This is a genomic window from Faecalibacterium sp., assembly GCF_052358865.1.
GTDB lineage: Bacteria > Bacillota > Clostridia > Oscillospirales > Ruminococcaceae > Faecalibacterium > Faecalibacterium butyricigenerans.
Genome location: NZ_DAWCVJ010000070.1, coordinates 1 through 12805, shown reverse-complemented (window position 1 = coordinate 12805; position 12805 = coordinate 1). Strand labels below are relative to the sequence as shown.

14 protein-coding genes are annotated in these 12805 nt (G+C 47.7%); 5 read left to right on the top strand and 9 right to left on the bottom strand.

Annotation, left to right across the window (positions count from 1 at the left end):
* Window positions 1-473 precede the first annotated feature (473 nt).
* A complete protein-coding gene (locus ACT8X9_RS10545; protein ID WP_444268943.1) occupies window positions 474-1667 on the top strand; it encodes an AIPR family protein in 1194 nt (397 codons plus the stop codon).
* A gap of 459 nt (window positions 1668-2126) precedes the next feature.
* Window positions 2127-2651 carry a hypothetical protein gene (locus ACT8X9_RS10540; RefSeq protein ID WP_444268942.1) on the top strand — a complete coding sequence of 175 codons (525 nt, stop codon included), beginning with the start codon at window positions 2127-2129 and terminating at the stop codon, window positions 2649-2651.
* On the opposite strand, the gene ACT8X9_RS10535 is transcribed toward ACT8X9_RS10540, so the two are convergent.
* Window positions 2592-4391 carry a GmrSD restriction endonuclease domain-containing protein gene (locus ACT8X9_RS10535; RefSeq protein ID WP_444268941.1) on the bottom strand — a complete coding sequence of 600 codons (1800 nt, stop codon included), beginning with the start codon at window positions 4389-4391 and terminating at the stop codon, window positions 2592-2594. The two genes, ACT8X9_RS10540 and ACT8X9_RS10535, sit on opposite strands and share 60 nt — an antisense overlap.
* Window positions 4392-4556: 165 nt before the next feature.
* On the opposite strand from ACT8X9_RS10535, the gene ACT8X9_RS10530 reads away from it, so the two are divergent.
* A complete protein-coding gene (locus tag ACT8X9_RS10530) occupies window positions 4557-5438 on the top strand; it encodes a DUF5131 family protein (RefSeq protein WP_444268940.1) in 882 nt (293 codons plus the stop codon).
* Between the two features lie 14 nt (window positions 5439-5452).
* A complete protein-coding gene (locus tag ACT8X9_RS10525; RefSeq protein ID WP_444268939.1) occupies window positions 5453-5896 on the top strand; it encodes an alpha/beta hydrolase in 444 nt (147 codons plus the stop codon).
* Between the two features lie 80 nt (window positions 5897-5976).
* On the opposite strand, the gene ACT8X9_RS10520 is transcribed toward ACT8X9_RS10525, so the two are convergent.
* The 5 genes from ACT8X9_RS10520 to ACT8X9_RS10500 form a co-directional block, all read right to left on the bottom strand.
* The gene (locus ACT8X9_RS10520) at window positions 5977-6429 is read right to left on the bottom strand and encodes an aminoacyl-tRNA hydrolase (protein ID WP_005946299.1); all 453 of its coding nucleotides are present in this window, start codon (window positions 6427-6429) and stop codon (window positions 5977-5979) included.
* A 12-nt stretch (window positions 6430-6441) separates the two neighbouring features.
* On the bottom strand, window positions 6442-7029 hold the full coding sequence (locus tag ACT8X9_RS10515; protein WP_444268938.1) for a pentapeptide repeat-containing protein: 588 nt from the start codon (window positions 7027-7029) through the stop codon (window positions 6442-6444).
* Window positions 7030-7041: 12 nt separating this feature from the next.
* Entirely contained in the window at window positions 7042-7491 is a 450-nt protein-coding gene (locus ACT8X9_RS10510; protein ID WP_444268937.1) for a low molecular weight protein-tyrosine-phosphatase, read from the bottom strand.
* Window positions 7492-7686: 195 nt separating this feature from the next.
* A complete protein-coding gene (locus tag ACT8X9_RS10505) occupies window positions 7687-8886 on the bottom strand; it encodes a tyrosine-type recombinase/integrase (RefSeq protein ID WP_444268936.1) in 1200 nt (399 codons plus the stop codon).
* A 123-nt stretch (window positions 8887-9009) separates the two neighbouring features.
* Window positions 9010-9243, bottom strand: a complete 234-nt coding sequence (locus tag ACT8X9_RS10500) for an excisionase (protein WP_444268935.1) — start codon at window positions 9241-9243, stop codon at window positions 9010-9012.
* On the opposite strand from ACT8X9_RS10500, the gene ACT8X9_RS10495 reads away from it, so the two are divergent.
* On the top strand, window positions 9223-9456 hold the full coding sequence (locus tag ACT8X9_RS10495; protein ID WP_319638255.1) for a tweety protein: 234 nt from the start codon (window positions 9223-9225) through the stop codon (window positions 9454-9456). The two genes, ACT8X9_RS10500 and ACT8X9_RS10495, sit on opposite strands and share 21 nt — an antisense overlap.
* A gap of 28 nt (window positions 9457-9484) precedes the next feature.
* Here ACT8X9_RS10495 and ACT8X9_RS10490 read toward each other — a convergent pair whose 3' ends face one another.
* From ACT8X9_RS10490 to ACT8X9_RS10480, 3 genes are all read right to left on the bottom strand, one after another.
* Window positions 9485-10822: a virulence-associated E family protein gene (locus ACT8X9_RS10490; protein WP_055262336.1), complete on the bottom strand. Its 1338-nt coding sequence runs from the start codon at window positions 10820-10822 to the stop codon at window positions 9485-9487.
* Window positions 10791-11435 (bottom strand): CHC2 zinc finger domain-containing protein, encoded by a 645-nt coding sequence (locus ACT8X9_RS10485; protein ID WP_444268934.1) that lies wholly within the window; start codon window positions 11433-11435, stop codon window positions 10791-10793. The genes ACT8X9_RS10490 and ACT8X9_RS10485 overlap by 32 nt, the downstream gene beginning before the upstream one ends.
* A 65-nt stretch (window positions 11436-11500) precedes the next feature.
* Window positions 11501-12805: MobA/MobL family protein (locus ACT8X9_RS10480; RefSeq protein WP_444268933.1), on the bottom strand; the 1305-nt coding region annotated here is incomplete at its 5' end.

The following is a 12805-nucleotide window of genomic DNA, read 5'->3' as shown; positions in this document are numbered from 1 at the left end:
GGCCTATTTCTGTATGTAGGTAAGCTCAATATCATATCCAAGTTGCGCCAGTATCTGCACAAAAGTCAGTCAATTTTTAGAACTTCGATATATTTTAACTATTTCAGCAAACAAATCGACAGGATTTTCTTCCAAAGCATCGGCAAGCATAATTAGTTTTTCTATACTAATCCAATTCTTTCCGTGTTCTATATTGCAAAGGTGTCGAAGCGAAATCCAATCTTCTGAGCCGAACAATTCGTCACTTCTATTTTAGAAAAATTGTTCAGGGCTTTTGTACTCTGTTCCTAATGACTATCGTTTCTGCTCAAACATTTTTCCTATTTTTGTTAGAGCTTCACTCTGTCTTGCTTTTTCAGCCATATATCTCTCCATTATGCACCATGGTGCATTGTTTATTTTTGAGTATATGATATACTAAAATTGTTCTCAGGGCAACAGCCCTCGAGAAGAAAATATAAGGAGGCCATAAAATGGCAAATTTAAAGTTTAAAGTTGAGGCTCTTCGTACCCTCGCATCCCCTTATCGTAAGGGAGACAAAGATGAAAGCACCTTCGAAACCATTTACTATCTGCTGGTGGATATGAAGGAGCTTCCCTCTAATATTCCTCTCGATGTCAATCCGCGTGAACCAAAGATGACAACCAATGTGGCTCGTAGCTTGCTCACTGCTGTAGTGGAGCCGGAAACTGATTTCTATATCAACAACCGCGGTATCGTCATCGCCGCCAAAACACTAACCTTTAATAGCACTGATTCGGAAGTAACCATTGACATTGGTGATCAGAATGACGAAAACGACAAGTCCCTTTACGGCATTCTTGACGGCGGCCACACCTATACCGCCATCATGCGTAAGCGCGACGAAATTCCTGAAGACATTCGCAAATTTGTTCGTGTTGAAGTCATCACCAATGTGCAGAATATCACGCGCCTCTCCGATGCTCGCAACACGTCGGTTCAGGTTTCTGATATGGCACTATTCAATCTCGACGACAAGTTCGACGATATTAAAGCCTCCATTGCAGGTCAGGCATATGCAGATCTGATTGCTTACAAAGATAATGAGGATAAACCTATTCACGTTTCGGAACTGCTCCGTTTGCTCTACGCCTTTGATATCGACAAATATCCTGATGACAATGCGGCCCCGGTACAGAGCTATTCCGGTAAAACACAGGTATTTAAGCGCTATAAGCAGGCATTTGAATCTCCTTTTTATAAGTCTTTGACCGGGCAAATTCCTCTGCTGGTAGAGCTTTATGATGTTATCGAACGCGAACTTCCTGAAAAGTATAGGGATTATAAGAAGGCGCAGGGCGTTGCAAATCCGCGTTTTGGAAGCGTGAGAGGCATCGAATCTCTTGACACTCCGACAAAAACGGAGTTTCTCGCCACTCCCACAAAGTATTCTGTTTCCAGTGGCTATATCTACCCCATTTTTGGTGCTTTCCGTAGTCTGCTGAAATTTGATGAGGCAACGGGAGCTGTTTCCTGGCTGTTCAATCCCATTGACATCTGGAACGAAGTCGGCACATCCATTGTTCAGAACACCTTTGAGACCTATACTAACCCTCAGCTGGCCGGTAAGGATAAGCAGCTTTGGCTTTCCAACTACAGAATTGTAGAAACCCAGAGTCTCCGCAAACTTCTCGGACGCGGATAAATAGAATAGTATTGAGCAAGAGGCATTGGATCGCATCCGATGCCTCTTTTTGTTGGTCTAAAACGACTCTTTTAATACATTTAATCAACTATACTGCAAGCCTAACTCTCCAGAAATATTGGTAAATCATTGGTAAAACTGAGGTTGAAACACAGAAAGCGCTTGATTTACAAGCGTTTTTTCATGTCCGGCAAATTCTGCCATGGCAGATAAAAAGCACTTTTGTCACATCAAAATATTTCCTTATATCGTATTATTTTGTTTTTTGTACACATGCGTGCAAAATTCAGTTCTGCTTCAAGAACTCCCGCAGCACATCCTCCGGGCGGGGGTATGGTTCGTTACTCTTTCCATCCTCATTTCCCAAGATATTTTTCCAGAAGCACCAGTTGGACGTCCTCAATGCCATTGAACACCGTCGGGACAATTCCAATTTCCGTATAACCGTGTTTTTTGTACATGGCACGTGCCACCGCATTCCGGGCGCTTTTTCGTGTGCGTCTTGATATATTCCGCACTTTCCAGTTCCTTTTCATAAAGATGTTCCATACCGTTCTCTCCTTTTCCCAAAAAATTCGATATACTCTCTGGGTTCAGTATATCGGATTTTTCAGGCCGATGCAAGACACCCTCCATCGAGTCTTATTAAAAACCAAGGAGCAGATACTTCACATCACGAGTGTGTTGTATCTGCTCCTTGGTTCTTCGAATGTCTTATCTCTGGCCGATGTTCCACCGAAACAGCTCATATCCTTCCCGGATATCTTCCGGCAGACGTTTCAAAGTCTCGTCCCGCAGTTCCTGCGGCATCCCGTAAAAAGCTTCGGCAATGCCGCAGGTGATGCAGGCAAGGGTGTCGCTGTCGCCGCCCAGAGAGACCGCATTGCGAAGTACATCCCTTTATATCAAGTTTCGCCTTTGAAATCAGAGAGAATCATAGTATTGATGTATTTTCTCGGCCATCAGTTCCCGACGCCTTTGTAGAAAATCCTGATAGTCGCCAATCTCCATGCTTTCAAATCCGTCTGGAATACAATTCTGTTTAAGATTTTCAGCCAGCCTATCTTGTTCTATGATTCCACCATAAACAGGCTTTTTCGTATTGCATTGCCCTATCACTTCAGTCATATAGTGGGCTGGCGAACTATCTTTAATTTTAATGTTGATTTCCTGTTGAATAAAAGCATAATTCGCAATTTGATTGTATTGTGCTTGCACAATTCCATTTTTTATCAAGTAATTTTTCGGGAACAAATGGTGAATATCGCCTCTGTTTTCCAGCATGGACTCAATATCAATTTCCATCGACAAAAAGCCTTTATCGTGTGCCTTGACCTGTGCCACAAGGAACATATTAAAATATGGACTGCTCGCAACCGATGTGTTCAGCCGTTGAACAAGATTTACCTTCCAGTACGCCTCAGATAATTCGCCCGACTCTGTGATATTCAGGTACTGCATCGGATCATCATAAGCAAAGAATCTCTTAATGTCGTAATCAAATGCAGACTCTGGCGAGCCAGAAGAATATCTTCCCGTCAAAATAGACAAAGCCAGCCACTTGCGTACAATCTTTTCAATTTGATTACTATCCACTTTTCGTTCACGAAGTGCAAGAAAAAGCGCATAGCCAAAGTTCAAAACATTTTGTGAACGAATCAGCGATTTTATCACAATTCCCGCTGATCGCACAATCATCAAATACCGTTCGTAATTTGTCTGATTCACCGCTTGCAGAACTGCCTCATGTAATTGATTGAACGACCTTTCTTCTATTTCGATCTTAAATTCACGCGTTTCAAAATCTCGACCTGAAAGCAAGCTAACCAAATCTGCTAGCTTTCCTCGCTTGAATTTATATGTAAATGCAACACGAAGAATATCCGTATAACATGTGCGATAAATCGGTGCATTCTTTGCAGCTGCCCACTTTATAGCTTCGAATTCCGGTCTCGCCGCAAATTCAGCATCATTTTTCTTGATTTCTTTCAAATCCTCCGGAGACTCCAACAAATGACAGAAGTAATCAATCGTTTTTCGGGTCACATTTCCATTATATATTTCATTCGAAGAAATCTTAGACATTGCAAAATCTGCTTGCGACAGAACCACACCCTTAGAATTGATTCGAATAAAAATTTCCGTTACACTGTCAATATCCAAATCTTCTGCCAGCGTAATAACACCAATGCTATTATTTTGTATTGCCCTCAACCGATTGATTGTGTCATTGATTTCCTGTGCTTTGTCCATAATTCCGTTTTTCTGGCAATATTCCATCACAAAAGAAAAAGAACCAAAGGACACATCCAGCACTTTTGCAATATCCGGAATCCATTTACTGCTTTTTTGATTTGCGGAATTTGCCACTTCAAATATTTCGTCAATGGGGTTAAACGCAATACAGACCCGTTTCCATTTATAGTGGCTGTCTAAAACCTCCTGTCCCACAATTGCAGCCGCCATAGCAGTAATACGCTGTTGCCCGTCGATCAGAACTTTTTTCCCTATTGCAACTGTTCCGTCTTTCAACTTTACACTTGGATTTTGCCATACGATAATATATCCAACCGGAAAGCCCTTATAGAGCGAATCCATCAAATCACGCACTTGCGTTGCGTCCCATACAAATGGACGTTGCATTTCCGGAATCGCAATATTACCGGATTTTATATCCGCCAAAAGCACATCCACCGTATAATTATTCACGCTATATCGTGCCATAGTCAAATTCCTTTCTGTTGTATCATCCTGGAATTCTATCTAAAGTTGTTTTCATACAAAGCGTTATTAAATTTTGTTTAATCTTATCACATCCGATGGGGCGGCGCAAGTGCCGCTCTTGTTTCCTGCCCGCGCAGCTATTATAATAATAGGTACCGAAAGAAGGTGAGCTTCCTGCACGACATCTGGAATCCATGGCACGGCTGCGTCAAGTGCAGCGAGGGCTGCCAGAACTGCTACATGTATTTTCTCGACCGGATGCGGGACCAGAACGGAGCCGAGATCTACAAAACGAAAAGCGGCTTTTCCTATCCGCTCCAGAAAGACCGCACCGGACACTACAAAATCCAGAGTGGTGAGCAGATTCGGGTCTGCATGACCTCGGATTTCTTCTTGGAAGAAGCCGACCCGTGGCGGGCTGAGGCGTGGGACATCATGCGCCAGCGCAGCGATGTGGTGTTTTTTCTGCTCACCAAACGGCCGCAGCGGGTACGGGAGTGCCTGCCGCCGGACTGGGGCAGCGGATGGGACAACATCTTTTTCAACGTCACCTGCGAAAACCAGCGCCGCGCCGATGAGCGCATCCCCATCCTGTTTGACCTGCCCTTCAAGCACAAGGGCATTATGTGCGCGCCCTTCATCGGGCCAGTAAGCATCCGGCAGTACCTTTCCGCTGGGCAGATCGAGCAGGTCATCTGCGGCGGCGAAAACTACGATGGTGCCCGCCCCTGCAATTTTGATTGGGTCAAATCGCTCCGGCAGGAATGTGTGGATGTCAACGTAACATTCTGCTTTATCGAGACTGGCACTGTGTTCATCAAAGACGGTAAACGCTACCACCTGCCCAGCAAGCAGCTGCAAAGCCGGATGGCTTATAAATCCGGTATGAACTTTCAGGGAAGGCCCATTCATTTTGACCTCGTGGACGACTGGGGCTACCCCATCCCGCAGGAAGATCTCTATGTGCCCCATTTCCGCGCAAACTGCGAGACCTGCGGCAGCAAGTTAATCTGCAACGGCTGCAGCGATTGCGGAAAATGCTTATAAAATAAAGGAGTTCTATGAAGAACCAGAAGAAAAAATCGTTTCCCCGCAGAGTGTTCCTCTGCCTGCTGGCTGTTTTGCTGGCCGTCTGCATCGCATTCGGCATTTACGTCAGCGACTACTACCACACAGACCCCGCCGCCGAGGATGCGTTGGTGTCGGACCGCTTCGTGAGCGTCACCGAGCAGAACGGCAACTGGGTCTTTGCGCCGGAATCTCCCACCGCCGGGCTGATCTTCTATCCGGGCGGCAAGGTGGAAAACACCGCCTATGCTCCCCTCCTGCACGACCTTGCCGAGGACGGCATTCTGTGCGTGCTGGTAAAGATGCCCTGCAATCTGGCCGTACTGGATAGGAACGCGGCAGACGGCATCCCGGAACGTTTTTCCGATATCACCGACTGGTACATCGGCGGGCACTCGCTGGGCGGTGCGCTGGCGGCATGGATGAATCTTCAGTAAAAAGCAAAATATCCCGGCCATTTTCCTGTATGTCACAGGAGAATGGCCGGGACTATTTTTATTATTCCGCGAACCAGCACTCAATACAAATGGAACTTATGGCTGATCTGGTGTGCAATTTCATCCGGCAGCGGGCGGAAACCGATGCAGGTCAGGGTCATGCCTTCTCCGTTTTCATCAAATTCTTCCGGCTCCAGCTCGGTGTGGCAGGCATCCCGGATAAGGAAGAAGTCTTTGTTTTCCACAAGGCCCAATTCCTCGGCAATTGTCTTTGCTTTCAGCAGTTGATTGCGGTTCTTTGCTCCGCAGATAGTTTTAGTAAAAGAGCCATCGAACCATTCTTCATAGGTTGCTTTCTCCAACATGATTTCTGCCCGATAGCCGGTAATTTCTCCGTCTTTCTCGATGGGTTCCACGCCCTGTCCCATGCCGATGGGGTCGGTGAGGAACGCCAGCGAAGCGTGGCAGCACTGCGCCGCCAGCTTGCCAGGCGACATCTGCAGATCTTTTCGTGCAATGATGAGTTGACGCATTTTTTCTCCTTCTTACGACAGCTTGATCTTCAAATCTGCCAGCAGATTCACCGCTTCCGGCAGGGAAAATTTCGCATCCTTCAGGCGGCTGCCCAGAATGTCCACCTTATAACCGGCGGCATCCCGGAAATTCGCCTTGCTCAGGTCACACTGGTAGAATTCCGTTTCGTGAAGTTCCACGCCCTTGAAATTCGCCAGCTGCATTTCGCATTTGGCAAACATGGAGCCGACAATTTCGTTGCCATCCGAAAAGTCGAAGCGGTTGAAGTTCATTTCGGTGAAGGTGTTATATTTCAGACTGCACTCTTTCAGCGTGTGGATAGGGTCCGGGAAGGCACCGTTGGACATCAGCGGTGCCCACTCAATTTCATTCAGGCGGCAGTCCTCAAAATCCAGCGACTGCACCGAAGAATGGGTGCTGCGCAGACCTGTGATCTCACACCGCACGAATTTGCACTCGTTCAGCGTGGTATGATCCAGCCCGCATTTTGTAAAGGAACAGTCCACAAATGCGCAGTCCGCAAAATCGCAGCTTTCAAAGACTTCCCCGGTAAACGACAGGCCCGTAAATCGTTCGCCCTCACAATAACGCTCCGTCATGAAATTCTCCTATCAGCGCAGTTCTTCCAGTAGAGCCGTGCAGCCTTCCAGCACATCCTGCCAGGTAGCTTCAAAGTCCCCGGTATACCATGGGTCGGCCACATCGCCGGGGCGGCGGGTATGATCCATCAGCAGAGACACCTTATGCTCCGGGTCACCACCTACGAAGCGCGCCATATTGCGCAGGTTGTTGTAATCCATGGCGATCAGGTAATCGTAGGTTTCGTAATCCCGCCGGGTCATCTGCCGGGCGGTTTTACCCTCGCAGGAGATGCCGTGCTCGGCCAGCTTCCGCCGGGCGGGCGGATAGACCGGGTTGCCGATCTCCTCGGTGCTGGTGGCGGCGGATGCGATTTCAAGCTGGTCAGAAAGCCCAGCTTTGGCCACAAGGTCTTTCATTACAAATTCGGCCATTGGGCTGCGGCAAATGTTCCCATGGCAGATGAATAGTATTTTTATCATATTCTTATAACTCCGTTTTTGCTTTGTATTTCTTCTCAAAATCCTGATATTACAGGGTTTTTCACATTTCCGGGAATCTTTGAGATTTCCGCTGTTTTCGGATTATCTTCTCAAATCTTCCCGTATTTTCTCATGTTTTTCTCTGCAATATTGGTAAATTCATTGGTAAAACTCGGAGCTTTACCAATGAGTTATTTATGATGTTGCTACTCGAAGAAGTTCCTCTTTCGCATCATCAAATTTTACATGTGTGTAGGTGTTCAACGTAACACTGATGTCTGCATGACCCATGATATACTGTAATGTCTTTGGATTCATTCCAGATTTTGCCATATTGGAGCAGAATGTGTGTCTGCATACATGGGGAGTCACTTTCGGCATCTGGACACGATAAATTTTGTTGTACTTCTCGATGATATGCTCCATGTATTTCTCCCAATGAAGGGCAACCATCGGCTTATCGTTCTTGTCAAGAAACAAGAATCCAACATATCCATCCACCATCGGCTCTGTTTTTGGAGGCGTCCGGTTGGCAATAATCCTGCGAAAGCATTTCTCCACTTCTTCCGTCATAGGCACATAACGAACGCCGCTTTCTGTCTTGGGTTCCTGAATCACATACTGCATCTGCGATGTCCGCTGTAACTGATGGTCAACTCTGATGCGACTGTTGCCAAATTCAATATCTGAGATCGTCAGTCCGCAAAATTCCGAAATACGGAGTCCTGTATGAAAGAGAATAAAGATTGCATCGTAGTATCGGCTGAAATGTTTATCGTCCTTGATGAACTTCAGCAAATCCCGTTCCTGTTTCCTTGTGATAGCTTCCCTCGTTACCGAATCATTGACCACCACGGATGCCAGTTCAAAACCAAACGGATTTTTACGAATCAGGTCATCGTCTACCGCCATCTGAAAAGCTGGTCTCAGTACACCACGGATAGAGTGGATGGAACTGTAACCACGACCATCTACCTGTTGGAGTTTAATCAACCACGCCTTTGCATCCGACAGACGCACCTTGTCAATTCTCTGACCACCAAATGCTTCTTTTTTGAGGATGTTGATAACCGTCTTATACCCGGCAACGGTGTTATGGCGAACGCCGGTTTTCAGGGAAACATACTTCTCTACCAGCTCCAATACCGTATAGTTGCCGCCATTGGTTACGATATGATCGAACAAATCAGCTTCTATCTGCTTCTCTTTTTCTCGCAGCGAAGGTTCTCTCTTTTTCCCCTTTGGTGCAGGATCGTTCTTGTCCAGCCGCCAGCTATATACGTTTTTCTCTTTCCCATCCTCATCAATATAGCGGAATCTGTACCTCCCATCTGCCCGCTGATATTCACCTTCACGTAAGATACGATTGCGATTATCTCGTCTTTTTTCACTCATTGAAATCTCTCCTTTAAGAACAAGGAGAGCCAGACTTGCTGGTCTTATTCTACCACAAATCCGGCTCTCCGTATAGTTATGCCATTTGATTTCGGAATTTCTGTTAAGCATTTCTAATGCCATTTATACGGTCGTTGCCTGATCGAGATAGCGTTCAAATTTTTCACGCTTAATCAAGGCTCGATTGCCATTCATAACATAAAAGCCCTCGTTCGGATGCTCATCAATCAGCATTCTCAGTTTTCCTTCGCCAATATGATAATACCTGGCAGCTTCCTCAATGGTAAGCGTATATCTACGCCACACCGGAATATCCGAGTAATTTTTTCCTTCAACATTCATCTTATTATTCGCCATAGGCAGTTATCCTCCATACATGAAAATAGCCAGACAGAGGGTGTCGGCAACGAAGTCCGGCAGCGGGCTTCAAAAGACCTTGCAAACAATCTCAATCTGGCGATGGTTACTATTTATACTTTTCTTTTATTTTTCTGTTGTTTTGGTTGTTATAAGGGAGAAAAGCCCGGAAATAAGGGGTTTTCCCCGGCAACCGGCTCGGCAACGGGATAGCAACAGGGGGTGCAACGGGCGGTCATTTTCAGAATGGAAGCTCCATCTGTTCTGTGACCTCCACAAAACCATCCATCGTTTTTTCAGACGGGTTGCCGGAGTCCGTTGCCGGGTTTTCACGCTCCCAGCCCTTTTGTCTGCCATATTCGGAAAACATTCTTGGGTTCGGGAAGTACCGCCAGCCGGTAATGCACTGGTTCATAATCTCGTTGATTTCCCGGATTTCCCATTGCTTCGGCTCGTCAAAGGTATGGTTCAAGGCTTCCTTGTAAAGCTGCTTGGAACAGACCATGCTCCCGGTGTACTTATCAAGATACGCCTGTATCATTCCGGCTTTGGTGTCCTCCGGCATAAAATCCCGCTGGTGTTCTTTGAGATACCGTTGCATGGTGGGGCTGAAAGCCAGCTTGAACCTGCCGCTTCGGTAAATCTCCATAGCTTCTGCCCACATCTGCTCGATATAGGCTCTGGAAGCAGCTTCGTCCTCCAAAATGTGAACCTCGGCTTGCTCCGGGTACACCATGACGGGGATAAAGCGGCGGTTGCCGGAACGGTCAAGGGGCAGGAAGTCAAGGGCATTGGAAGTGCCGCCAAACACGCACTGACGGGGGCGGTCTGCCGGGTGGGTTTCATAGGGTATCTTGTAAACTTCTTTCTGCCGGCTTAAAAATGACTTGATTTCCTCAATGCTCTTGGCGTTGGCGGTTGCCATCATTTCCGACATTTCGATAATCCAGTGACCTTGCAGCTTGCGGTACACATTGTCATCGTCCAGTTTCCGCAAATCATCGGAGAACCACTCGTCCCGGACTGCCAGCAGACGGAAGAAGGTGGACTTGCCAGCCCCCTGACCGCCTACCAGACAGAGCATGATTTCAAACTTACACCCCGGCTGAAAGGCTCGTGAGATTGCACCCAGCAGGAACAGCTTCAACGCTTCATAGGTGTAATCGTCTGCGTCAGCCCCCAGAAAGTGCCGCAGACAGAAACGGATTCGTTCTGTCCCGTCCCACACAAGGGCACTTAGGTAGTCCCGGATGGGATGGTACTTGTTTTCATTCGCCACAATCCCGATGGCGTTATCAATCTTTTTCTCATTGGTAAGCCCGTAGGTTTCTTCCAGATAGAGAAGCAGATACTTCATGTCCGTATCGTTCAGGGCGGTGCTTTCTCTGTGGAAGCCGATGGGCTTTATGATGTCCTTGCGGTCAGTTAGGATGTTGTATGCGATAGCCCCGGAAAGCAGAGGGTCACGCTGGAATACGGTCAGGCAGTTCCGGATGCTCTGACGGACACCGCCTTTCTCGGTGGTTTCCAGCCCCGCCTTGATTTCCTCAATGCTCTGGGGCGGCTGCATGGCGTTCATGGTGTTTTTTAGTTCTTGCTGCGTCTGCGGCTGCAAGCTCTGCCATTCGCTGTTCAAGCTGTATCACATCCTTTCCGTAGTCCGTAATCAAAGCCGCTTTTTCCTCTGTCTCCCCGAACAGCAGCACATCCAGCAGATATTCCACTTGGTCTTGCTTCTGTAAGGCTTCCGCAAACCGGGGATGAAAGGCTTCCTCCGGGGAGTGCGGGGCGTAGTCCGTTCTCCATGCCATAAGCAAGTGAAGATAATCGGTAAGAATACGGAAGCAGCGGTTTTTTGCTTCCTGAAACTGTTCCTCCGGGGATTTCTGCCGGGGCTTGGGCTTTTTTGCCTTTCCCGGCGGTTTCCAGTCCTCATAGGAAAGCCCGAAGTCCTGTGCCAGCTGTACGGCGGCTTCTTTCTTTCCCAGCCCATACAGGGCGGCGGCAAAATCAATCACATCCCCATCCGCACCGCAGCCGAAGCAGTGGTAACGCCGATCCAGCTTCATGCTTGGGGTTTTATCGTTATGGAACGGGCAGCAAGCCATCCCGTTCCGACCTACATGGATTCCATAATGCTCCGCAGCCTGTCTTGTTGTGACGGACTGCTTCACAGCTTCAAATACATTCAAATCTATCCCTCCTTGAAAATAAGAAAAGCACCTGACATTCTCTGATTGAAAATGGCAAGTGCCTGTTAAAGTTCCATATCCTGTTGTTTGTGTTTCGTCTGTGCCGGGACAGTTCTTTGTGCTTTTTTCTCGTCAGCCTTATCCTGCAAGACTTCTTTGATAGGCTGTTTCTTGGGCGGCTCTTTGCTTTCTTCTGTGCCGGGGGTGGCTTTCCGTACCCAGTAGCGGATGTCCCGCAGCTTCTTCAAATCCTCCTGTACCTCGGTCAGCGGTGTTTTCAGGGCTGCAATTTCTTCCAGAAGCGTTTCCTGCTCCTCTTGCAGCTTCTTTTGGGTGCTGTCCTTATCGTCCGGGTGCTTGGCAAGGTAGGCGGCGGCTTTCGCATACCGGGCAACCTCCGGGTGTTCCTGTTTGAATTTCTCCTTTGTTTTCTTAAAAAATATCTTCTGGTACTTCTCATAGACAGGCTTACATTCCTTGCAGTCTGTCCGGCTGGCAAGAATCCCGTCAATCACTTTGCTTCGGGCTTCCTTTGGCTTCATCTGATTGCGGTAATCGGCGGCTGATTTCCCGGACGCTTCCAGAAACGCTTCTAAGTCCTCCACAGTGGAAAGTCCCTTTTGCTGAAGATAAGACAGGGCTTCGCTGACTGCCTTTAAGTCCTGTGAAGTTCCCCGGTTCTGTCCAGCTCTCGTCCAGCTTTTCCGTTCTTCCTTTCGTATCTCCATATACTTCATCAGAAGATTTGGAAGAAGTGTTGCTTCCTCCGCCGCCTTTTGTGCAAGCAGCTCTTTCCGTTTTTCGCCCAGCTCGGTAATCCAGCCTTTGAGGTTTTGGATAAGCTGCCGGATGGACTTCATCAGATTGTTGGCAGCTCTGATTTCCCGGTTCAGGTTGCCGATATTCGTCTGGATACCCCGCTTTTCCATCTGCCGGACAGCAGCCCCCTCATGGACAGTAGGGACTATATCAAGCCCCTGTCTGGCATAGGAACGCAAGTCCACACGCTCCGGTCGGTCATTGGCTTCCAGATAGCGGTTCTGGATGACCTCCCATTCATGCCGCCAGATTTCGCAATACTTCTGGTCGTTCCAGTCCACCGTATCTTCTTTGTGGCTTTTCCACCTGCCGGATGGCAGCTTTATTCGTTCCCTGTTTTCATCAAGGTCATAAACCTTGCGGCTCTTGGGAAGCCATTTTCCATGTTCGTCCATTGCCCTCATAGTGAGCAGGACATGGGCGTGAGGATTGTGTCCCGGCGGGTGGGGGTCATGGATGGCAAAATCAGCAATCATGCCTTTGGAAACAAACTGTTGCTGGCAGAACTCCCGGAGAAGGACAGCGTACTGGTCGGCCGGTATCTCTCTGGG